This is a genomic window from Pantoea sp. Morm, from assembly GCF_016643525.1.
Taxonomy (GTDB): Bacteria; Pseudomonadota; Gammaproteobacteria; order Enterobacterales; family Enterobacteriaceae; genus Pantoea; species Pantoea dispersa.
Genome location: NZ_VOQX01000010.1, coordinates 14720 through 36255, shown reverse-complemented (window position 1 = coordinate 36255; position 21536 = coordinate 14720). Strand labels below are relative to the sequence as shown.

Genomic DNA, 21536 nt, shown 5'->3' with positions numbered 1-21536 from the left:
CGGAGCTCTCTGTTAACCGCCGCATAACCGCACCCGCCTGCGCCAGGATTTCCGGCTGCACAATGCGCGGTCAAAGGGTATACTGTCGCACTCTTTTTAAATCCACCCGTATCGCGTGCGAATTCAACATGCAAAAGTTTGATACCAAGACCTTTCAGGGCCTGATCCTGACCTTGCAGGATTACTGGGCGCGTCAGGGCTGCACCATCGTCCAACCGCTGGACATGGAAGTGGGCGCTGGCACTTCTCACCCTATGACTTGCCTGCGTGCTCTCGGGCCAGAGCCGATGGCGAGCGCCTACGTGCAGCCATCGCGCCGTCCCACCGATGGCCGCTACGGTGAAAACCCGAACCGTTTACAGCACTACTACCAGTTCCAGGTGGTGATTAAGCCGAACCCGGACAACCTTCAGGAGCTGTACCTCGGATCGCTGAAAGAGCTCGGTATCGACCCTGGCGTGCATGACATTCGCTTCGTCGAAGATAACTGGGAAAACCCAACGCTGGGCGCCTGGGGACTCGGCTGGGAAGTGTGGCTGAACGGCATGGAAGTCACGCAGTTCACCTACTTCCAGCAGGTCGGCGGCCTGGAGTGTAAGCCGGTGACCGGCGAGATCACCTACGGTCTGGAGCGCCTGGCGATGTACATCCAGGGCGTGGACAGCGTGTACGATCTCACCTGGAGCGACGGCGCGTTCGGCAAAACCACTTACGGTGACGTGTTCCACCAGAACGAAGTGGAGCAGTCGACCTACAACTTTGAGTACGCCGACGTCGATTTCCTGTTCAGCTGCTTCGAGCAGTATGAAAAAGAGGCACAGCAGCTGCTGGCGCTGGAAAAACCGCTGCCGCTGCCGGCCTATGAGCGCATTCTCAAAGCCGCGCACAGCTTCAACCTGCTTGATGCGCGCAAAGCGATCTCGGTAACCGAGCGCCAGCGCTATATCCTGCGTATTCGCACCCTGACGAAAGCCGTGGCGGAAGCCTATTATGCCTCCCGCGAGGCACTCGGCTTCCCTATGTGCAACCGTAATAAGTAAGAGGCAGCCATGACCGATAAAACTTTCCTGGTGGAAATTGGCACCGAAGAGTTGCCTCCGAAAGCCCTGCGCAGCCTGGCAGAAGCCTTTGCTGCGCACTTTACCGCTGAGCTCGACAGTGCCGGTCTGGCGCATGGCGACGTCAGCTGGTTTGCGGCACCGCGCCGTCTGGCGCTGAAAGTGGCACAGCTGGCGGCCGCGCAGCCCGATCGTGAAGTAGAAAAGCGCGGCCCGGCCGTCGCTGCGGCGTTTGATGCCGAAGGCAAGCCGACTAAAGCGGCAGAAGGCTGGGCACGTGGCAACGGCATCACCGTAGAGCAGGCTGAGCGTCTCAGCACTGACAAAGGCGAGTGGCTGGTGCATCGTGCTGCGGTAAAAGGCGAAAGCGCGCAGGCGCTGCTGCCGGCGATGGTCGCGACCGCGCTGAGCAAGCTGCCGATTCCAAAACTGATGCGCTGGGGTGCCAGCGACGTGCAGTTCGTGCGTCCGGTGCACACCGTGACGCTGCTGCTGGGTGATGAGCTGATTCCGGCCACCATCCTCGGTATTCAGTCCGATCGCGTCATTCGCGGCCACCGCTTCATGGGCGAGCCGGAATTGACGCTGGACAACGCCGATCAATATCCGCAGCTGCTGCAGGAGCGCGGTAAAGTGATCGCCGATTACGCCACGCGTAAAGCCAAAATCAAAGCCGATGCCGAAGCTGCCGCGCAGCAGCTGGGCGGTAAAGCCGACCTGAGCGACAGCCTGCTGGAAGAGGTGGCTTCGCTGGTGGAGTGGCCGGTGGTACTGACGGCGAAGTTTGAAGAGAAGTTCCTCGCGGTACCGGCTGAAGCGCTGGTGTACACCATGAAAGGGGATCAGAAATACTTCCCGGTGTACGCCGAAGACGGCCAGCTGCTGCCAAACTTCATCTTTGTCACCAACATTGAATCGCGCGATCCGCAGCAGATCATTGCCGGTAATGAAAAAGTGGTGCGTCCGCGTCTGGCCGATGCCGAGTTCTTCTTCAACACCGACCGCAAAAAGCGTCTGGAAGATAACCTGCCGCGTCTGGAAACCGTGCTGTTCCAGAAAGAGCTGGGTACGCTGCGTGACAAAACTGACCGTATTCAGGCGCTGGCCGGCTGGATTGCCGCGCAGATTGGCGCTGATGTCAATCACGCCACGCGCGCCGGGCTGCTGTCGAAGTGCGACCTGATGACCAATATGGTGTTCGAGTTCACCGACACCCAGGGTGTGATGGGCATGCACTACGCGCGCCACGATGGCGAAGCGGAAGATGTGGCGGTCGCACTTAACGAGCAGTACCAGCCGCGTTTCGCCGGTGACGATCTGCCGTCCAGCCCGGTGGCCTGCGCCGTGGCGATTGCCGATAAAATGGATACCCTGGCCGGTATCTTCGGCATCGGACAGCATCCGAAAGGCGATAAAGACCCGTTTGCGCTGCGTCGTGCCGCGCTGGGCGTGCTGCGTATCATCGTTGAGAAGAACCTGCCGCTCGATCTGCAAACCCTGACGGAAGAAGCGGTGCGCCTGTACGGCAGCAAGCTGAGCAACGCCAACGTGGTTGATGATGTCATCGACTTCATGCTGGGTCGTTTCCGCGCCTGGTATCAGGAAGAGGGCCACAGCGTTGACACCATTCAGGCGGTGCTGGCGCGTCGTCCAACCCGTCCGGCCGATTTCGATGCACGTATGAAGGCGGTTTCGCACTTCCGTACGCTGGAAGCGGCCTCGGCACTGGCGGCGGCTAACAAGCGCGTGTCGAATATCCTGGCGAAAGCCACCGAAACCCTGAACGACAGCGTGCAGGCGTCCCTGCTGAAAGAGAACGCTGAAATTCAGCTGGCGACCTTTGTCACCGCGCTGGGCGACAAGCTGCAGCCGTACTTTGCGGAAGGCCGCTATCAGGATGCTCTGGTGGAGCTGGCGCAGCTGCGCGAAGCGGTGGATAACTTCTTCGACAACGTCATGGTGAATGCCGATGACGAAGCGGTGCGTATCAATCGCCTGACGCTGCTGGCGCAACTGCGCGAGCTGTTCCTGCAGGTGGCGGACATTTCGCTGCTGCAGTAAGCGATGGGCAGAAGTGAACCGAAGGGACGAGCAATCGTCCCTTTTTTGTTTCAGGCGGCAGAAGAGGTGAACAGGCGCGCGTCGCGCAGCAGGTGATCGTTACCGCGACGGCGGGTAAAGCCGCTGCGGTCAAAGAATTCCAGAATCTGCACCGCGACTTTGCGGCCGGTACCCAGCTGGTTGCGGAAGTCAGCGGCGCTGGTGCTGCCTCCGGCGGCCGCGCGCTGACGAATCAGATCGGCGAAGATCTGGATCTGCGCGCTGCGGTAGTAGCGATCGCGCACGATCGCCGTGATATGGCCGAGACGCGCCGCGGTGAGCAATAAACCGCGAATCTGCTCTTCATCCTGCTGCAGCGCATCGGCAATATCGCGCACCCACAGCGGCTGGTCGCTGAACAGCGGCTCGACCTGCTGCCACAGCGTGGCTTCCTGCGGATTAAAGCGCGGCGCGAAGTCGGGCAGGTGCAGCCAGCCCTGTTTCTGCCGCAACTCGCCTTGTGCCAGCATCTGGTCAATTAATCCCGGCACCAGCGGTGCCGGCGCATGCGGCAGCGCCACACGGCGCAGGCGGTCGTGGCCGATGCCCGGCAGCTCCGGATGCTGCTGGTGGAAGGCGCTCAGCGCTTCCCGTAAACGCTGCTGCCAGGCGCTGGCCATGGTGTCGCTCATCAGGCTGACACCCAGCCGTACCGGATTCAGCGGCAGCAGCAGCGCGTCCAGCGCCGGCGCAGTGAGCTGGCGCGCCCAGCCGAGCTCGTCATACGCGGCCGGTTGATACGCCAGATGCGCCTGCAGGCTGGCGCTGTCATCGCGCGCCGCGGCCAGTTGCTGTAGCCACTGCAGGTAGTCCGGCTGGCGTTTACCGCGCTTTTTGCTGTCGCACAGCAGTACGCGTCCGCCGCCCAGCGTGTGCTGCGCATTGCTGTCGCGAATAATTATCCGATCGTTTTCCGCCAGCCACAGCGGCTGGCTGAGCACCAGTTCAGCCACATCGTTCGTGAGCTGCGTTAAGCGGCCGGTGACGTGGCTGGCCGCGTGATGCAGATGCACCGGCTGTGAGGCCGTTTTCAGCGGTTGCAGCAGGCGCAGTGCGACGATCAGCCGCTGCGTGCCGGCGGGACGTGGCTGCGCCAGCAGCCAGTCGCCGCGCGTAATCTGTGCCTTCTCCACGTCACCGACGATATTCAGCGCGATGCGCTCGCCCGCCTGGGCGCGCGTCACCGGCTGGTTCTGCGCATGCAGCGCCCGCACGCGCAGCGGCAGGTTCAGGCTGCTGAGCCACAGCGTGTCGCCCACCCTGACTTCACCGCTCAGCGCGGTGCCGGTGACCACCAGCCCGGTGCCTTTCAGCGTGAAAGCGCGGTCGATGGCGAGCCGGAAACGGCGGCCAGGCTCAAACGCCGGTGCGTTCAGACTGAAGAGGTGCTGGCGCAGCGTTTCAATGCCCTGCAGCGTATGGCTGCTGGTAACAAACTGCGCTGCCGCTGGCCAGCCGAGCTGCTGCGTGAGCTGCGCGACCTGCTGCTGCACCTCTGCGATGCGTGCGGCGTCAACGCGGTCGGCTTTGGTCAGCGCCACGCTCAGCGGCGGCTGTCCGGCGAGGCTCAGCAACTGTAAATGCTCACGCGTCTGCGGCATCACGCCATCGTCACAGGCCACCACCAGCAGCGCATGATGAATGCCGCCGATGCCGGCCAGCATGTTGGCGAGAAATTTTTCATGGCCAGGCACATCAATGAAGCCCAGCGTGCGGCCATCGGGCTGCGGCCAGTAGGCATATCCGAGATCGATGGTCATGCCGCGCCGTTTCTCTTCCGGCAGGCGATCGGCATCAATCCCGGTCAGGGCCTGCAACAGCGCGGTTTTACCGTGATCGACATGTCCGGCCGTGGCAATAATCATGGTACTAAGGTCCGTATCAGGGCGGCTTCGTCATCAAGGCAGCGTAAATCCAGCCACAGTTTGCCCTCCTGCAGGCGGCCGATCACCGGGCGTGCCAGCTGGCGCCAGCGCTGCGCCAGGGCGTTGAGCTGGCTGCCGTGACCGTCGCGTGGCGTGAAGGTGATAGCAAAGCTGGGCAGACGTTCGACCGGCAGCGAACCGCTGCCAATTTGCGAGGAACAGGCGGCGATCGCCAGCGAAAAATCGGCGCTGAAGGCGTGCTCCAGCGCCGGCATCAGACGTTCGGCCTGTTGCAGAATATCGTGCGCGCTGCGCGTCAGCAGGCGCAGTGTCGGCAGCGCCTCGTGCAGGGTTTCCGGCTGACGGTAGAGCTGCAGCGTCGCTTCCAGCGCCGCCAGCGTCATTTTATCGACGCGCAGTGCGCGCTTCAGCGGATGCTGTTGCAGCTGGTCAATCAGCGCTTTTTTGCCGACGATAATCCCGGCCTGCGGGCCACCCAGCAGTTTGTCACCGGAGAAACTCACCAGGCTCACGCCGGCCGCAATCAGCTGCTGCGGCATCGGTTCAGGCGGCAACCCGTACGCCGTCATATCCACCAGCGAACCGCTGCCGAGATCGCTGATCACCGGCAGGCCGTGCGCGTCGCCTAACTGCACCAGCTCGGCTTCAGACACGGCATGGGTAAAGCCCTGAATCTGGTAATTACTGGTGTGTACCTTCATCAGCAGGCCGCTATCCCCGGCGATGGCGCCGCGATAATCCTTCAGATGGGTGCGATTGGTGGTGCCAACCTCCACCAATCGGCAGCCCGCCTGGCGCATCACGTCAGGGATACGGAATGCGCCGCCGATCTCCACCAGTTCGCCGCGCGACATAATCACGTCGCGACCCGCTGCCAGGCTGGCCAGCATCAGCAGTACCGCAGCGGCGTTGTTATTGACGATACAGGCAGCTTCGGCGCCGGTTAGCTCGCACAGCAGTGCGCTGACTGCGCGATCGCGATGACCGCGCGCCGCGTCGTCCAGCGCATACTCCAGCGTTACCGGCTGGCGCAGACAGGCGCTGACCGCCGCGATGGCGCGATCGCTGAGCTGCGCGCGCCCCAGATTGGTGTGCAGCACGGTGCCGGTCAGGTTAAACACCGGGCGCAGCGCGCTTTGCTGCTGCTGCTGTGCGCGGCGCAGCGCTTCATCCGGCCAGCTGGCGTGCCAGTGCGGTAACGATTGATGTTGCTGAATGTGGTCGCGCGCCTCCTGCTGCATGCCGCGCAGCTGGCGCGTGATAAAGGCGGTACCGGATTGTGCCAGCAGCGGCTGCAGCGCCGGATCGCGCAGCAGGCTGTCGATGGCAGGGAGCTGACTGTAGAGGGCTTTCATCACATCACTTAGTGGGTGGGCGGAACCGTACGGGCAAAGCTTTCCCGCTCGAACAGCGTTTCTGCCAGTTTAACCAGCGCCGGGCGATTGACGCACCAGTTGGGCAGCACGCGGCGAAAATTGAGATAGCCCAGGGTGCAGCCGGTAGCGATATCGGCGAGGTTGAGCGTGCCGCTGTTGAGCAACTCGCCCTGTGCGGCGGCGGTTTCCAGCGCGTCGAGGCCGCGCGCGATTTTCTCGCGATTACGTAGCAGCACCTCTTCCGATTGCCGATCGCCGGGACGCATCTGTTCGCGCACGATCATCACCGCCGCATCATTGATGCCGTCGGCCAGCTTCTCCAGCTGGCGGATCTGCAGGGCGCGCAGTGCGTCGTCGGGCAGCAGGGCAGGCGCATCGCCACGCAGCTCAATCACCTGAGCAATAATTGAGGAGTCAAACCAGGTCAGCTGCTGGTCATCAATGAAGGCCGGCACTTTACCCAGCGGATTGTACTGCGGGACGTGGCTGTCAGGCTCCCACGGAGAGTGGTTGACGAATTCAAACACCAGGCCCTTTTCCAGCAGGATCACTGAGATTTTGCGCACAAACGGGCTGGTATAGCTGCCAATCAGTTTCATCGAAGTCTCCGTGTGAATGATCAATTCAGGCAACAGGGATGACGCAGGTGAATAAACCTGGTCGCCATGAATGGCGACCCTACAGTGTCCGGCGTCCAATCATGCGCACATGGCATCAATCCCCGGGAAACATAAACGGATTCAGGCTGCTGCGCGCGAATCCTTCCTGCTCCATGCGGGCATCCAGCACCAGCGAGGCGAGATCGTCGGCCACCGGTTCCAGCGCCGGATCTTTCTCCTGGTATAGCATCTTCAGGTAGGTACCGCAGTCGCCGCAGCTTTCGGCTTTCACGGCGGCCTGCTCGCTGTCCAGCGACCAGTAATGCAGATCGCGCGTTTGCTCGCAGTTCGAGCACTTGCTGCGCACCACGTACCACTCGCTTTCGCACAGGTTACAGTGCAGATAGCGCAGACCCTGCTGGCCAACGTCCATGTGCACCACGCTGGCGACCGGCACACTGGCGCACACCGGGCAGAACTGACGGTGTTCGCCATATTCGGCCCGCGCTTTGCCGGGGATCATTGCTGCCATCTGCGCCCAGTAAATTGACAGCGCCGCCCAGATGAACGGGGCTTTATCACTGCTGACCTGGGCGAATTCGCCCTCCAGTAGCGCGCTGGCAAGGGTTTCCAGCTCGGTGGACGAGGCCTTCTCCAGATTCTCCAGTACCGCCAGCGCCTGGCCGCTCATCTCTGGCTTCAGCTCGGCGATCAGCGAATGCAGCAGCCGCTGCCAGTGCACATCGCGCGGGTAAGTGTGGATATCCAGCGGCGGTTTGCCCTGCTGCGCGCTCTCTGCCAGCCGCTGATGCAGATCGATCTGCAGCGGATGGTCATACAGCACGATTTCCTGGGCCTGCGCGATCACCGCGGCAAAACGCAGGTAGTCGCCCAGCGGATTTTTCGCCGCCAGATCACGCAACCGCGCCGCACGGCGGCTGTAGAGATTTTTCAGCCGGGGGAAAAGTAACGGCGGAACTTGCTCCGCCGTGTTCTTTTCGCTCTTCTCCAGCTGCTCCTGCGGGATGATGCGAATACTCATCAGGGACGTTTTTCCTGTTGTGTTTGGCGTTGGCGCTGCTCGCGATACCAGCGTGGGTGATGTTTTTTCGCCCACGCGGCCGGTACCCAGCCCTCAACCATGGCGGTAATGGTGCCTTTCACCCACAGGGCGGCATAAATATGCACCATAATCGTCATGATCAGTGCCACAGCCGAGACCGAATGCACCACCAGCGCGGCGCGAATCAGCGGAATGGTGAAGTATCCGGCGAACCAGGGGCGCCAGATGACAATTCCGCTCGCCAGCAGCAAGACTAAGCTGATGATAGCAGCCCAGAACACACACTTCTGCCCGAAGTTGTATTTCCCGGTATCGCCCACCTCTTCATTACGCACGATTTTACGGATATTTTTCGCCCATACCAGATCGTCGCGCTGGATAAGATTGTGCTTCCAGTAGCGTAAGAACATGATAATAAAGGCTGCAAACATCACCACGCCAACGAACGGGTGCAGGATACGCGCCAGCTGTGGCGTGCCGAGCACGTGCATCAGCCAGTTAAACGACGGGAAAAAGAAACCCAGTCCGCTGAGCGCGGCAAACACAAAACAGAACGCGACAATCCAGTGATTGATGCGTTCCGGCGCGCTGTAGCGCACCAGACGATCGCGCTTTTTCATCATTCGCGCTCCTCTTTTTCATGCAGGTTTTCGTCGTCGTCCTCTTCCACCCGGTTCGGACCGACACCAACGTAGTGGAACACCGCGGCGGCGAAGGTGGCGGCAAAGCCGATAGCAGCCAGCGGTTTCCAGACGCCTTTCCAGAAGGTGACCGCCGGGCTGATGCTCGGGTTGGCCGGCAGGCCGTGATACAGCTGCGGTTTGTCGGCGTGGTGCAGCACGTACATGACGTGCGTGCCGCCGACGCCAGCCGGATCGTACAGCCCGGCGTTGGCATAGCCGCGCGTGTTTAGCTCGGCGACGCGATCGGCAGCCAGCTGCTGCATATCACTTTTGCTGCCGAAATGAATCGCCCCGGTCGGACAGGTTTTCACGCACGCCGGTTCCTGACCGACGTTAACGCGATCGACGCACAGCGTGCATTTATACACGCGGTTGTCGTCTTTATTCAGCCGCGGCACGTCAAACGGACAGCCGGCGATGCAGTAGCCGCAGCCAATGCACTGTTCCGACTGAAAATCGACGATCCCGTTCGCGTACTGAATAATCGCGCCTTCCGACGGGCAGGCTTTCAGACAGCCGGGATCGGCACAGTGCATACAGCCATCCTTGCGGATCAGCCACTCCAGCTTGCCGTTCTCCTCGACTTCCGAGAAACGCATCACCGTCCAGGATTTGGCGGTCAAATCCGCCGGGTTGTCATACACCCCGACGTTATGACCGACCTCGTCGCGAATGTCGTTCCACTCTGAACACGCGACCTGACACGCCTTACAGCCGATGCAGGTGGTAACGTCGATCAGTTTCGCCACTTCCTGCTGATGGTCACGCGCCTGCGGGGCAGGCGTGAAACCATTGGTGGCGGAGCGGCGGATAATGTCTTGCGATTGATAAGCCATCTTCGTTCTCCGTTACACCTTCTCGACGTTAACCAGGAACGCCTTAAACTCCGGCGTTTGCGTGTTGGCGTCACCGACAAACGGCGTCAGGGTATTGGCGATAAAGCCTTTTTTCGCCACGCCCTGATAGCCCCAGTGAATCGGGATGCCAATGGTATCGACAGTTTTGCCATCGACGTTGAGCGGACGCAGGCGCTTGGTGACCACCGCTTTGGCTTTGATATAGCCGCGGTTGGAACTCACCTTCACCGTATCGCCCTGGGCGATGCCGAGCTTGTTCGCCAGCTTCTCGCCAATCTCCACAAACTGTTCTGGCTGCGCGATGGCGTTAAGCAACGCGTGTTTGGTCCAGTAGTGGAAATGCTCGGTCAGACGATACGTGGTGCCGACATACGGGAACTGCTCCGCTTTGCCCATCGCCGCCAGATCGTCTTTGAACACGCGCGCGGCCGGGTTGGAGACCACGTCAGGATGCAGCGGGTTGGTGCCGAGCGGCGTTTCAAACGGCTCGTAGTGCTCCGGGAACGGTCCTTCTGCCATTTTGTCGATGGCGAACAGGCGGCCCATGCCTTCCGGCTGCATGATAAACGGCCCGACGTTACTGCCCGGCGCGGCCGTGCTGTAGTCCGGAATATCCATACCGCCCCACTTGTTGCCATCCCATTTGAGGATCTGGCGTTTCGGATCCCACGGGTTGCCCTGCGGGTCGGCGGAGGCGCGGTTATACAGGATGCGGCGGTTCAGCGGCCACGCCCAGCTCCAGTTCAGCGTATTGCCCAGCCCGCTCGGATCGGTGTTATCGCGGCGCGCCATCTGGTTACCGTCCGGCGTCCAGCTACCGGCGAAAATCCAGCAGCCGCTGCTGGTGCTGCCGTCATCTTTCAGATGGGCAAAGGTGCTGAGCTGCTGGCCTTTTTTCACCAGTAGCGTGCCTTTGTCATCGTAGATGTCCGCCAGCGCCTTGCCGTTGCTCTCCATCGCCACCTCTTCCGAGGCCGGATTGTCGGGCGTCAGGTAGTTCCAGGTCATGTTCAGCACCGGCTCTGGCTGTGCACCGCCTTCGCGCGCATACATCTCACGCAGACGCAGATAGATACCGGAAAGAATTTCACCGTCGTTGAGCGCTTCGCCCGGCGCATCCTGACCTTTCCAGTGCCACTGCAGCCAGCGGCCGGAGTTGACGATTGAGCCGTTCTCCTCGGCAAAGCAGGTTGACGGCAGACGGAACACTTCGGTCTGAATCTGCGCCGGATCGACATCGTTAAACTCGCCGTGGTTTTGCCAGAAGGTCGAGGTTTCGGTGTTGAGCGGGTCGATGGTGACGAGGAACTTCAGCTTCGACAGCGAATCGATCACTTTGCGCTTGTTCGGGAACGACGCCACCGGGTTAAAGCCCTGGCACAGATAGCCGTTAACCTTGCCCTGCGACATCATCTCGAAGTACTGCAGCACGTCGTAGCCTTTGTCCCACTTCGGCAGCCAGTCAAAGCCCCAGCTGTTCTCCGCCTGCGCTTTATCGCCAAAGAAGGCTTTCATCATGCTGACGAAGAATTTCGGGTAGTTGCCCCAGTAATTCACCTGGCCCGGCAGCGTCGGCTTCGGCGTGTTCGCCGCCAGATAGCTGGTGAGATCGGTCTGTTTTTCCGACGGCAGCGTCATATAGCCCGGCAGGCTTTGCGACAGCAGGCCAAGATCGGTCAGACCCTGAATATTGGAGTGTCCGCGCAGCGCATTGACGCCGCCGCCGGCCATCCCCATATTGCCCAGCAGCAGCTGAATCATCGCCATGGTGCGAATGTTCTGCGCCCCGACCGAGTGCTGTGTCCAGCCCAGCGCATACAGGAACGAGGTGGTGCGGTCGCGCGCGCTGGTTTCGCCAATCAGCTCACAGACGTGCAGGAAATCCGCTTTTGGCGTGCCGCAGATGCGCTCGACCATTTCCGGCGTATAACGGCTGACGTGCTGCTTCAGCAGATTCCAGACGCAGCGCGGATGGCTCAGGCTGTCATCGCGTTTGGCAAAGCCGTCGTCGCCCAGCTCGTAGTTCCAGCTGGTTTTGTCATATTTGCGATTGGCTTCGTCGTAGCCGCTAAACAGGCCGTCGTCGAAATGGTAATCCTCCCGCACGATCAGGCTGGCATTGGTGTACGCCTGCACATATTCATGCTGGATTTTGTCATTCTGCAGCAGCCACAGCAGCACACCCGACAGGAAGGCAATGTCGGTGCCGGGGCGGATAGGCGTGTAAAAGTCTGCCACCGATGCCGTGCGCGTGAAGCGCGGATCGATAACAATCAGTTTGGCTTTGTTGTGAATTTTGGCTTCCATCGCCCAGCGGAAACCGACCGGATGCGCCTCAGCAGCGTTTCCGCCCATCACCACAACCAGATTGGCATTACGGATGTCGACCCAGTGGTTGGTCATCGCACCGCGACCAAATGTTGGAGCAAGACTTGCTACCGTTGGTCCGTGTCAGACGCGTGCCTGGTTGTCGACCGCCAGCATACCGAGCGATCGGGTAAATTTTTGCGTTAAGTAGCCGGTTTCGTTGCTGGAGGCCGAAGCGCACAGCATGCCGGTAGAGAGCCAGCGGTTTACCGTCACGCCGGCGGCGTTCTGCGCGATAAAGTTGGCGTCGCGATCGGCTTTCATCAACTGCGCGATGCGCGTAAAGGCGTCATCCCAGCTGATGCGCTGCCATTTGTCGGAGCCTGGCGCACGGTATTCCGGATATTTCAGACGGCTGTCGCTGTGGACAAAATCAAGCAGGCCCGCGCCTTTAGGACAGAGCGCGCCGCGGCTCACCGGATGGTCCGGATCCCCTTCGATGTGGAAAATGGTCTCTTTGGCGTTTTTCGCGCCATCGCCGAGGCTGTACATTAACAGGCCACAGCCGACTGAGCAGTAAGTGCAGGTATTACGGGTTTCGCGGGCACGCAGCAACTTATACTGCCGTGTTTCCGCCAGCGCGGCTTCCGGCGTAAAGCCGAGCAGTGCTGCCGTGGTTCCTGCCATACCGCCAGCGCAGATCTTGAAGAATTTTCTTCGGCTGACGTTCATGGGTAATCCTTGAGTCGACATTGCTGTAATAATTTTTTTGCGCTGGATGGAGCCGGGGTTCAGAATGGCTCCACGCAGGATTGCGTCAAAAGCGACCTGATATTACCACTACTTTAATGTGGTTGTTATGCGAGACGAGAGAAGTGAAAGCGAAACAGCAAAAAAGTAACCAGAATGTGAATGAGATCGCAGGACTGAGCCAGACCACCGTATGGCAGCGCCACGCGATTACTGAAGCGGAAAGCGACTGGCTGGCGCAGGAAGTGCCGGTGGCGCTGGTCTACAACGGTATTTCACACGTGGTGATGATGGCGACGCCGGATAATCTGCAGGCTTTTGCGCTCGGTTTTTCGCTTTCCGAAGGCATTATTGAGCAACCCGGCGAGATCTATGGCATGGATGTGGTGCCGGGCTGCAATGGGTTCGAAGTGCAGATCGAACTCTCCAGCCGGCGTTTTATGGCGCTGAAGGCGCAGCGTCGCGCCATGGCGGGCCGCACCGGTTGCGGCGTATGCGGGGTGGAGCAGCTGGATCAAATCGGCAAGCCGGTGCAGCCGCTGCCGTTTACGCAGACCTTCGATCTGGCCTGCCTCGATAACGGGCTGGCACAGCTGCGCGATTTCCAGCCCATCGGCAATCTGACCGGTTGTACGCACGCCGCCGCGTGGATGTCGCCGCAGGGCGAACTGCAGGGCGGCTGCGAAGACGTGGGTCGCCACGTGGCGCTGGATAAGCTGCTGGGTCAGCGCAGCCAGCAGCACTGGCAGCAGGGTGCGGTGCTGGTTTCCAGCCGCGCCAGCTATGAGATGGTGCAAAAATCTGCCATGTGCGGCGTAGAGATTCTGTTTGCCGTCTCGGCCGCCACCCAGCTGGCCGTTGAAGTGGCCGAGCGCTGTAACCTGACGCTGGTCGGTTTTTCTAAACCGGGACGCGCCACGGTGTACAGCCATCCGCAGCGTCTGATTAACGGTTGATGTGCGATACATGCCGGGAATTTCATCGTTCGCGGCATGCGGCGTACCGGGAGGTGTCAGGCAATCTTTTATTACGCTGCGCTTTTCTGGTTAGCCTGCTAAATAATATGCATGCAATAGTTTTTAATGTGACATTCTTTTTGATAGGAATGAAGAAGTTGATGCGCTATCATTAACGTCTCAATCAATAATAATATATCCATTATGGCTTTAATTAAAAAGCTGCGGCAGCTGAATCGCAGGCGTAATTATTTAAAGAAAGAGATTAAATATTCTCTTGATCTTTATTTTGCAGCAAGGAAATGGAAAAAGTCTTCATGCCACAAACAGAATAAACAGGATATCAAATCCATTCTGCTGGTTCGCAATGAAGGTAAAATCGGCGATGCCATTGTTTCTACGTGTTTTCTCAGAGCGCTGTTTGAAGCCGGGTATCGTGTAGATATTCTGGCGGTAAAGGAGAATGAGAGCCTTTTCCGACATAACCCGTATATTCACAACATCTATCTCTCGGACAGTTTCAGCGATTGTCATCAGCGCGATAAATATGACACCGCCATCGGGAGTGAGGTCGTGACCCTCCTGAGAGACAATGCTTACGATTTATTGATCGATACGGCTATCTGGCAAACCGCGCTGTATATGCCCAAAATGATTGCCGATATCAATCCTAAAATGACGCTGGGTTTCAACAAGCCTGGCTGGCTTAAACCTTACGATATCAACATTCAGTTCGATCACCTTAATAACCACGTTAAAAATATCTATCGTGCGGTTCTTGACTATCTTCAGGTTGAGACGGTTGATGGGCTGAATTATGAAATATTTTATCCTGAGCGCATTGATGCCGAAATTCACCAGTCCGGCATGTTTTCCGCTGATGAGCACAATATTTTAATCAATATTTATGCCAGTCATGCCGATCGTGACCTCTCTGAGCAGCAGCTGAATGAGCTAATCGGGGCGATTGTCAGGCACAATGCGGCCACCAATATCGTGGTGCTCGATCACAAAGGCGCGCTGGAACAGGCGTCGCTGCACCCCGCGAAGTTATACCGCGTTCCCTCGCTGTATCATGCTTTCGCTGCGGTTAAGAAAAGTGACTGCGTGATTACTCCCGATACCGCCGTGGTGCATATCTCGGCGGCTTATAACAAAGCCCTGGTTGGCATCTATCAGGACTCACTGAAAAATAATCAGCTGTGGTCGCCTGGCTACAGTAACGGCCATCAGATATTTTCCGATGAGTTTGTTTTTAAAAATGACGGACGGCTGGTTGAGAAAATAAGCCAAAAAATCCATACGCTGGTTCAGCCATAATCGATGAGGTCACTGTGCCGTCAGTACGGTGACCGTGCATCGGGCAGTTCCTTACACCACCTGCACCGCTAACGCCTGCTGCAGAGCGCTGAGCGCACCGGGCTTTGCCGCGCCGCCGTCGCAAATCAACAGATCGATATCGCCGACAGGGGCGTACTGGGTACGGCTGATCACGCCGAGTTTACTGTGATCCGCCAGCAGCAGGGTGCGGCTGGCCTGCTGTACCATGGCGTGCGCGATGGCGGCTTCATGCGGATGGAAGCTGCTGGCGCCGTTTCGGGCGTCGATGCCGACCGGTGACAGCAGCGCCACGTCGGCGCGATATCGATAAATTTCCCCCACCGTCATTTCTCCCCGCGTCTGCTGCGCGCCGGCCATCATCATGCCGCCCAGCAGCAGCACCTGGTTATTCAGGGTTTCATGCTCTTCGGCCGCGCTAAGCGCCAGTGCCGCCTGCAGACTGTTAGTGATGATGGTCAGGCCGGACATGGTGCGCAGCTCTTCAGCCAGCAGCGTGGTGGTGGTGCCGGCATCGAGGAACAGCGTCTGGCCGGGTTGCAGATGTTGTACCGCCGCGGCGGCAATCGCGCGTTTCTCTCTGGCCTGTGCGTTACGGCGCACCTGCAGCGGTGGCTCCGGCGGGCTCTCCAGCGCCACCAGACCGCCATGTACGCGGCGCGCCAGCCCCTGCGCCTCAAGCGAAATGATATCGCGCCGTGCCGTTTCCCGTGAAATGCCCAGCTCTTTGATGATGCGTTCAGTGCTGAGCTGATGTTGCGTGCTCAGCAGCGCGCGGATGCGATGTAAACGGGTTTCCTGCAGCATGACGTTTCCCTGTGGCAGAGCGAAGCTGGGCCTAAGCTTACCTGAGTGTCATCGTGGCGTCATGTGTATTTGGTTGTATTTGTGTATTTGGTTGCATTTTTCACTAAAGCAGGCATGATGTTCGCAGAGATCAGGCTGCAAACACCCCTTTCACCTTCGCAACGGGAGTTACCATGGTTACACGTTCCACCATCATGGATACCAACAGTTTTCGCGCCGAACACGCCGACGCGCTGGATCCGGCCACCCGCACTCTGACGGACAAGCGCAGCAAAGTGCTGGGCGAATCGTATCGTCTGTTTTATCGCAAGCCGGTGCATCTGGTGCGCGGCGAAGGGCAGTATTTGTGGGATGCGGCGGGTAACAAATATCTGGATGTGTATAACAATGTGGCGAGCATCGGCCACTGCCATCCGGCGGTCATTGAGGCGGTGAATCAGCAGATGAAGATGCTGAACACGCACACGCGTTATTTGCACGAGCGCATTCTTGATTACAGCGAAGCGTTGCTGGCGACCACGCCGGAAGCCATCGATCGCGCCATGTATATGTGTACCGGCTCAGAAGCCAACGATTTGGCGATTCGCGTGGCGCGCGCCTGGAGCGGCGGCACCGGCATTATTGTCTCGCAGGAGGCGTACCACGGTACCAGTGATTTGACCTCTGGCGCGTCACCGGCGCTGGGTAGCGGTCAGCCGCTGGCACCGACCACTCGCCTGGTGCCACCGCCAGATGCTTATCGTGTCGATGCGCCCGATCTCGGGGCATGGTTTGCCGATCAGATTCAGCAGCAGATTGATGACATGAAAGCGCACGGCATTAAATTCGCCGGTTTCCTCGCCGACTCGCTCTTCTCCTCCGACGGCGTGCTGCCTAATCCGCGCGGATTCCTGCAGCAAGCGGTGGATGTGGTGCATGCTAACGGCGGCATTTTTATCGCTGATGAAGTGCAGCCCGGCTTTGCCCGTACCGGCGATGCCTTCTGGGGCTTTGCCCGTCACGGCGTGGTGCCGGATGTGGTCACCACCGGTAAGCCGATGGGCAACGGTATTCCGGTTTCCGGCCTGCTGGCGAAAAGCGACGTGCTGGCCGCGTTCAGCGACGAGATCCCTTATTTCAATACTTTTGGCGGCAACCCGGTGGCGATGGCCGCTGCGCAGGCGGTGCTGACGGTGATTCAGGAAGAGGGGCTGCAGGAGCATAGCCGCGTGGTCGGCGCACAGCTGCTGGCGGAGCTGCAGAAGCTGATGGATCGCCATGACTGCATTGGTGATGTGCGCGGTGCCGGGCTGTTTATTGGGTTTGAGCTGGTGCAGGATCGCAGCAGTAAGACGCCGGACAAAGCGCTGGCGCTGGATTTGATCGAGAAACTGCGCGATCACCATGTGCTGACGTCGGTGGCCGGGCCGTACGGCAACGTGCTGAAACTGCGTCCGCCGCTGGCGTTCCAGAGCGGTGATATCGACTGGCTGGTGGGAGCACTGGATAAGTCGCTGACCGAGCTGGGGCGTTAATTATTCAGATTTCAGGTCGCCATGAATGGCAACCCGACTGCATAATGTGCCAGATGCGCGTTGATGCGCATCTGGCAGGGCGCGAAAGGACATCACGCCGCGGCAGTTTCCTGCGCAAAAATCTGCTCCATCTTCTGCCACGCCTGCGCCACATCATCGTCAAGATTGAACAGGCCGGAGGTGCCGACAATAAACACGTCGACGCCCGAGGCGGCAATCTGCTTAAAGGTGCGCGCGTTGCACGACCCATCGATTTCGGTCAGATAGTGATAACCGTGCGTTTCCCGCATGGCGATCAGCTGGCGAATTTTGTTCAGGGTTTCCGGAATAAATTTCTGCCCGGCGAAACCGGGATCGACGGACATCACCGTCACTTTATCCAGCAGATGCGCATATTCACGAATGCTGTCGGCTGGCGTCGCCGGATTCAGCACCACGCCGCAGCGACGGCCGGCCTCTTTAATTTGCGTCAGCAAACGGAAAATTTTGTTATTCGCCGTCTCCGGATGGAAGCTGATAATATCCGCGCCGGCGTCAATGCACATCGGAATAATATCTTCCGGGTGGTTCACCATTAAATGCACATCAATCGGCACATCGGTAATTTTACGCAGGTTCTCAATAAAGAACGGCGACAGCGTAATATTCTTAACATAGCTGCCATCCATAATATCGACATGATAGAACGAGGCGCTGGCGTTCATCGCTTCGATCTGCTCGCGGAAGCGGGTCAAATCCATGCACATCAGGGACGGTGAAAAGCGGGCGTTCATGCTGATTTCCTCATTACGCAAACAGCGCCCGCAGGCGCTGTCTGTGACATCAATGGAAGAACGAAATAATATGGCCGAGCACAATGCCGACGATACCGAAGTCCGCATCACCAAAGGTGGTGGACGCGAAGCCAAGGTCACCCATCAGCGGCAGCAGAATGGCGGGCAGGAAGGAGATCAGCAGCCCCTGGACAAAGGAACCGATGATGGCGCCGCGCCGTCCGCCGGTGATATTGCCGTAGACGCCAGCGGTCGCGCCGCAGAAGAAGTGCGGCACCAGACCCGGCACAATCACGCTCAGACCGAACAGCGGACACAGGAACATGCTGATCAGCCCGGCGGCGAAGCTGCACAGGAAGCCGATGATCACGGCGTTCGGCGCGAACGGGAAGACCGTCGGGCAATCCAGCGCCGGTTTTGCGTTTGGCACCAGTTTATCGGCGATGCCTTTGAACGCCGGGACGATCTCGGCAATCACCATGCGTACACCGGCAAGAATGATGTAAACACCCGCAGCAAAGGTGATTGACTGGATAATGGCAAAGACGATGAAGTTCTGGCCGCCGCTCACCTGACTTTCGGTAAACTCTTTACCGGCAACCAGCACCAGCGCGACAAACAGAATCATCATGGTCAGCGAAATTGCCACGGACGAGTCGCGCAGGAAGTTGAGGGTTTTGGGTACTTTCAGCTCTTCAATTGACGGGCTGCCTTTGCCCACCGCTTTGCCGACCAGCGCTGACAACAGGTAGCCGGTGGAGCCAAAGTGGCCCAGCGCCAGATCGTCCGAATTGGTGATTTTGCGGGTGAACGGCTGCAGAATCGCCGGACATACCACCATCATGGTGCCGAGAATCAGCGAGCCGATCAGCACCAGCCAGAAGCCGTGCACGCCGCCCACCGACAGGATCACCGCCAGCATGGCCGACATATACAGCGTATGGTGCCCGGTCAGGAAGATGTATTTCAGCGGCGTAATGCGCGCCAGCACAATATTCACCAGCATACCGAACACCATGATCATCGCGGTTTCGGTACCGTAGTTTTTCTGTGCCAGCGCGGCCATCGCATCGGTATTCGGCACTACGCCCTGAATATTGAACGAGTGCTCGAATAGCTGGCTGAAGATGGTCAGGGTGGCCGCAATTAAGTTGGCCCCGGCGATAAGAATAACAAAACCCATGATGGTTTTTAGCGTACCGGAAATCACATCGGATACCGGTTTCTTTTGCAGTAATAAACCAATCAGGGAAAAAAGGCCGACAAGTATAGCGGGTGTTCCAAGAACATCCTTAATTATAAACTGCAGCATAAATTACTCCGTGTGAGTAAATTTCGTCGGGTCAATTACAGGTTGTCGGCGAGAATTTCTTTGATTCTGGCGTTATCCAGTAAATTGCTCAGGCCAAATACCTGTGCGCTGTGGCTCGACAGCTGGTCAGCGATATCTTTAGCGCTGATGATAATATCGGCCTGCTCAGATTTGGCAGAGGTTAAATCGGTATGACCCACTTCAGCCTCTTTACCCAGCTCCTTAATAATTTTCTTCACGTTCATTTCCACAATGAAGCTGCTGCCTAAACCGTTTCCACACACAATCAGTACTTTTTTCATTTTCAGGTTTCTCTGGTGATTAATCTTTAATGACAGCTTCAATCGCTGGCAGGGTCGATGCCGACAGCAACTGCTGCAGGCGGGATTCGTCGCTGAACACCTCAGCCAGCGCAGTGATCATCTGAATATGATCGTCGCCAGACAGGGCGCACAGCATAATAACGACAAACACCGGGTCGTTTTCATCGGCGGCAAAATTCACGCCTTGTTTTACGTGCAGCAGCGACAGGCCGTTTTTGCGTGCACCCTGTTCCGGACGCGCATGCGGCATCGCCAGACCCGGCGCCAGCACATAATAGGGACCCAGCTCAGCGTGCGACGTAAAGATCGCATCCAGATAAGCCGGGGTAATTGCCCCCTCCGCCAGCAGCGGCTCGGCCGATAAACGCACTGCTTCCTGCCAGTCGCTAACGTCGTCTACTATCCGGATATGTTGCGGTGTCAGCCATTGAGTGAGCATCAGTAATTCCTGTTTATTCGTCGATGCGGTGCACTGTAGGTGATTTTATCGCCTGGGTTCTGTGATGTTGCTCGCAAAAGTTAGCGCTAACACGAATGATGTTAAAAAGTGTGTTAGCGATAACATTTTTGCGCGCGCGGTTTGTCACGCTGAGGCCGGGGTGACATGCTCAGGCCAGCGAAAATCACGCAGCCAATGAGACATGCCCGATTCTGTGGTTTTTAACATGGCACCAATTTGCTTTTGGTTTTAAGCTGCGTGCGGATAAATCGAGCGCTACCCGGAACCAGCAGGGTAGAGACAGGAGAACGCATGACAGAAAAACGACGGCGCAGTACCGGCAAAAGCACGCTGGCCGATGTTGCCCGTTTGGTCGGTGTCAGCGCCATGACGGCGTCGCGCGCTTTGCGTATGCCGGAGAAAGTGTCGCCCGAAATTCGCGCAAGGATCGACGCGGCCGTCGCGGAACTGGCCTATGTGCCCAACGTGCAGGCGCGTAACCTGGCGTCAGCCTCGTCGCGGCTGATCACCATGGTGGTACCCTCATTTGCGACGCCGGGCAGCGCGATTGTGTCAGAGGCGCTGCAGGAGGTGCTGCGGCCGCAGGGCTATAACATGATGCTGGCCGAAGCCAATCACTCGGCGGCGGAGGAGAGCGAGCTGATTGAGATGCTGCTCTCTTACAACCCGGCCGCGATGGTGCACTTCAATTTCGACAATGCCGCCGAAGCGCAGCGCCTGCTGAGTAACTCCGGCCTGCCGGTGATGGACATCGGCGGCGTGCATCAGGATTCTGCCGGCATCAGCATCGGCGTGGACTATGCGAAAGCCATTCGCCAGCTGGTAAACAGCCTGGTGGAGCGCGGCTATCGCCATCCCGGCCTGCTGTGCACACAAACGCACAGCACTATTTTCCGTCAGCTGCTCAATGGCTGGCACAGCGGGATGCTGGCGCTGAATCTGGCACCGCACCGCGTAGTGACCTCACCGAAAATGCCCACCTTTGCCGCCGGCCACAGCCTGCTGGCAGAGATCCGTCTCACCTGGCCGGAACTGGACGTCCTGATCTGTACCAGCGATGAAGTGGCGTGCGGTGCCATCATGGCCTGTCACGCAGCCGGCGTCTCGGTGCCCAGCCAGCTGGCAATAGCCAGCATCGGCGGTGGCCCGCTGGCGGCGGTATGTTCGCCGCCGCTGACCAGCATTGTGCTGCCGTACGAGGAGATGGGGCGCATGGCCGGTAAACGTCTGCTGGCGGCGCTCAACGGCGACGAGCCGCCTGCCATCAATGAGCTGCCGGTGCAGCTTAAGCTGCGCGCCAGTACGCATAAGGTGTAGCCGTGTGTGCGCACCTTTTGCCAGATTGATCAAATCCTTATCATTACTAAGGCATTG

At 58.7% G+C, this 21536-nt stretch carries 18 protein-coding genes; 6 read left to right on the top strand and 12 right to left on the bottom strand.

All coding sequences use genetic code 11. The annotated features are described in order from the left end of the window. The first annotated feature begins 128 nt into the window (after nt 1–128). Both glyQ and glyS read left to right on the top strand, forming a co-directional pair. On the top strand, nt 129–1040 hold the full coding sequence (glyQ, locus tag FT726_RS05730) for a glycine--tRNA ligase subunit alpha (RefSeq protein ID WP_021506863.1): 912 nt from the start codon (nt 129–131) through the stop codon (nt 1038–1040). Between the two features lie 9 nt (nt 1041–1049). After that, the gene (gene glyS / locus FT726_RS05725; protein ID WP_058781907.1) at nt 1050–3119 is read left to right on the top strand and encodes a glycine--tRNA ligase subunit beta; all 2070 of its coding nucleotides are present in this window, start codon (nt 1050–1052) and stop codon (nt 3117–3119) included. Nucleotides 3120–3169: 50 nt separating this feature from the next. Here the strand turns inward: glyS and selB are convergent, their stop codons facing one another. From selB to fdnG, 7 genes are all read right to left on the bottom strand, one after another. Continuing rightward, nucleotides 3170–5023, bottom strand: a complete 1854-nt coding sequence (gene selB, locus FT726_RS05720; protein WP_346302555.1) for a selenocysteine-specific translation elongation factor — start codon at nt 5021–5023, stop codon at nt 3170–3172. After that, a complete protein-coding gene (gene selA / locus FT726_RS05715) occupies nt 5020–6399 on the bottom strand; it encodes an L-seryl-tRNA(Sec) selenium transferase (protein ID WP_104189538.1) in 1380 nt (459 codons plus the stop codon). The genes selB and selA overlap by 4 nt, the downstream gene beginning before the upstream one ends. An 8-nt stretch (nt 6400–6407) precedes the next feature. Next, nucleotides 6408–7019 carry a glutathione S-transferase gene (locus FT726_RS05710; RefSeq protein ID WP_021506859.1) on the bottom strand — a complete coding sequence of 204 codons (612 nt, stop codon included), beginning with the start codon at nt 7017–7019 and terminating at the stop codon, nt 6408–6410. A 115-nt stretch (nt 7020–7134) separates the two neighbouring features. Next, nucleotides 7135–8061, bottom strand: coding sequence for a formate dehydrogenase accessory protein FdhE (gene fdhE / locus FT726_RS05705; RefSeq protein ID WP_058770768.1), 927 nt, complete (start codon nt 8059–8061; stop codon nt 7135–7137). Then, on the bottom strand, nt 8061–8702 hold the full coding sequence (gene fdoI, locus FT726_RS05700) for a formate dehydrogenase cytochrome b556 subunit (RefSeq protein ID WP_031279592.1): 642 nt from the start codon (nt 8700–8702) through the stop codon (nt 8061–8063). Before fdoI ends, fdhE begins: the two co-directional genes overlap by 1 nt. Further along, nucleotides 8702–9601, bottom strand: a complete 900-nt coding sequence (gene fdxH, locus FT726_RS05695) for a formate dehydrogenase subunit beta (protein ID WP_021506856.1) — start codon at nt 9599–9601, stop codon at nt 8702–8704. Before fdxH ends, fdoI begins: the two co-directional genes overlap by 1 nt. A 12-nt stretch (nt 9602–9613) precedes the next feature. Beyond that, complete coding sequence (fdnG, locus tag FT726_RS05690; protein ID WP_288420863.1) at nt 9614–12661, bottom strand: formate dehydrogenase-N subunit alpha; 3048 nt, start codon at nt 12659–12661, stop codon at nt 9614–9616. A gap of 143 nt (nt 12662–12804) precedes the next feature. Between fdnG and fdhD the strand changes: the two genes are divergently transcribed. Together fdhD and FT726_RS05680 are read left to right on the top strand one after the other, a co-directional pair. After that, nucleotides 12805–13635 carry a formate dehydrogenase accessory sulfurtransferase FdhD gene (fdhD, locus tag FT726_RS05685; RefSeq protein ID WP_058758153.1) on the top strand — a complete coding sequence of 277 codons (831 nt, stop codon included), beginning with the start codon at nt 12805–12807 and terminating at the stop codon, nt 13633–13635. 204 nt (nt 13636–13839) lie between these two features. Then, the gene (locus tag FT726_RS05680; protein ID WP_058770770.1) at nt 13840–14955 is read left to right on the top strand and encodes a glycosyltransferase family 9 protein; all 1116 of its coding nucleotides are present in this window, start codon (nt 13840–13842) and stop codon (nt 14953–14955) included. 51 nt (nt 14956–15006) lie between these two features. On the opposite strand, the gene FT726_RS05675 is transcribed toward FT726_RS05680, so the two are convergent. Then, on the bottom strand, nt 15007–15780 hold the full coding sequence (locus tag FT726_RS05675; protein WP_088516188.1) for a DeoR/GlpR family DNA-binding transcription regulator: 774 nt from the start codon (nt 15778–15780) through the stop codon (nt 15007–15009). 173 nt (nt 15781–15953) lie between these two features. Between FT726_RS05675 and FT726_RS05670 the strand changes: the two genes are divergently transcribed. Next, complete coding sequence (locus FT726_RS05670) at nt 15954–17294, top strand: aspartate aminotransferase family protein (protein ID WP_288420867.1); 1341 nt, start codon at nt 15954–15956, stop codon at nt 17292–17294. A gap of 92 nt (nt 17295–17386) precedes the next feature. Here the strand turns inward: FT726_RS05670 and alsE are convergent, their stop codons facing one another. The 4 genes from alsE to FT726_RS05650 are packed head-to-tail and all read right to left on the bottom strand — an operon-like array spanning nt 17387 to nt 20141. Then, nucleotides 17387–18067 carry a D-allulose 6-phosphate 3-epimerase gene (gene alsE / locus FT726_RS05665; protein WP_021506849.1) on the bottom strand — a complete coding sequence of 227 codons (681 nt, stop codon included), beginning with the start codon at nt 18065–18067 and terminating at the stop codon, nt 17387–17389. Nucleotides 18068–18116: 49 nt separating this feature from the next. Further along, nucleotides 18117–19379, bottom strand: a complete 1263-nt coding sequence (locus tag FT726_RS05660) for a PTS ascorbate transporter subunit IIC (RefSeq protein WP_058758148.1) — start codon at nt 19377–19379, stop codon at nt 18117–18119. 35 nt (nt 19380–19414) lie between these two features. After that, nucleotides 19415–19681, bottom strand: a complete 267-nt coding sequence (locus FT726_RS05655; protein ID WP_021313417.1) for a PTS sugar transporter subunit IIB — start codon at nt 19679–19681, stop codon at nt 19415–19417. A 19-nt stretch (nt 19682–19700) separates the two neighbouring features. Further along, nucleotides 19701–20141 carry a PTS sugar transporter subunit IIA gene (locus FT726_RS05650; RefSeq protein ID WP_058758147.1) on the bottom strand — a complete coding sequence of 147 codons (441 nt, stop codon included), beginning with the start codon at nt 20139–20141 and terminating at the stop codon, nt 19701–19703. 312 nt (nt 20142–20453) lie between these two features. On the opposite strand from FT726_RS05650, the gene FT726_RS05645 reads away from it, so the two are divergent. Beyond that, nucleotides 20454–21479 carry a LacI family DNA-binding transcriptional regulator gene (locus FT726_RS05645; RefSeq protein WP_021506846.1) on the top strand — a complete coding sequence of 342 codons (1026 nt, stop codon included), beginning with the start codon at nt 20454–20456 and terminating at the stop codon, nt 21477–21479. The last annotated feature ends 57 nt before the right edge of the window (nt 21480–21536 follow it).

What these genes read in the sequence shown, in the direction of transcription:
- glyQ (WP_021506863.1), top strand. Translation starts at nt 129, where the DNA reads ATGCAAAAGTTTGATACCAAGACCTTTCAGGGCCTGATCCTGACCTTG.
- glyS (WP_058781907.1), top strand. Translation starts at nt 1,050, where the DNA reads ATGACCGATAAAACTTTCCTGGTGGAAATTGGCACCGAAGAGTTGCCT.
- selB (WP_346302555.1), bottom strand. Translation starts at nt 5,023, where the DNA reads ATGATTATTGCCACGGCCGGACATGTCGATCACGGTAAAACCGCGCTG.
- selA (WP_104189538.1), bottom strand. Translation starts at nt 6,399, where the DNA reads ATGAAAGCCCTCTACAGTCAGCTCCCTGCCATCGACAGCCTGCTGCGC.
- FT726_RS05710 (WP_021506859.1), bottom strand. Translation starts at nt 7,019, where the DNA reads ATGAAACTGATTGGCAGCTATACCAGCCCGTTTGTGCGCAAAATCTCA.
- fdhE (WP_058770768.1), bottom strand. Translation starts at nt 8,061, where the DNA reads ATGAGTATTCGCATCATCCCGCAGGAGCAGCTGGAGAAGAGCGAAAAG.
- fdoI (WP_031279592.1), bottom strand. Translation starts at nt 8,702, where the DNA reads ATGAAAAAGCGCGATCGTCTGGTGCGCTACAGCGCGCCGGAACGCATC.
- fdxH (WP_021506856.1), bottom strand. Translation starts at nt 9,601, where the DNA reads ATGGCTTATCAATCGCAAGACATTATCCGCCGCTCCGCCACCAATGGT.
- FT726_RS05680 (WP_058770770.1), top strand. Translation starts at nt 13,840, where the DNA reads ATGGCTTTAATTAAAAAGCTGCGGCAGCTGAATCGCAGGCGTAATTAT.
- FT726_RS05675 (WP_088516188.1), bottom strand. Translation starts at nt 15,780, where the DNA reads ATGCTGCAGGAAACCCGTTTACATCGCATCCGCGCGCTGCTGAGCACG.
- FT726_RS05670 (WP_288420867.1), top strand. Translation starts at nt 15,954, where the DNA reads ATGGTTACACGTTCCACCATCATGGATACCAACAGTTTTCGCGCCGAA.
- alsE (WP_021506849.1), bottom strand. Translation starts at nt 18,067, where the DNA reads ATGAACGCCCGCTTTTCACCGTCCCTGATGTGCATGGATTTGACCCGC.
- FT726_RS05660 (WP_058758148.1), bottom strand. Translation starts at nt 19,379, where the DNA reads ATGCTGCAGTTTATAATTAAGGATGTTCTTGGAACACCCGCTATACTT.
- FT726_RS05655 (WP_021313417.1), bottom strand. Translation starts at nt 19,681, where the DNA reads ATGAAAAAAGTACTGATTGTGTGTGGAAACGGTTTAGGCAGCAGCTTC.
- FT726_RS05650 (WP_058758147.1), bottom strand. Translation starts at nt 20,141, where the DNA reads ATGCTCACTCAATGGCTGACACCGCAACATATCCGGATAGTAGACGAC.
- FT726_RS05645 (WP_021506846.1), top strand. Translation starts at nt 20,454, where the DNA reads ATGACAGAAAAACGACGGCGCAGTACCGGCAAAAGCACGCTGGCCGAT.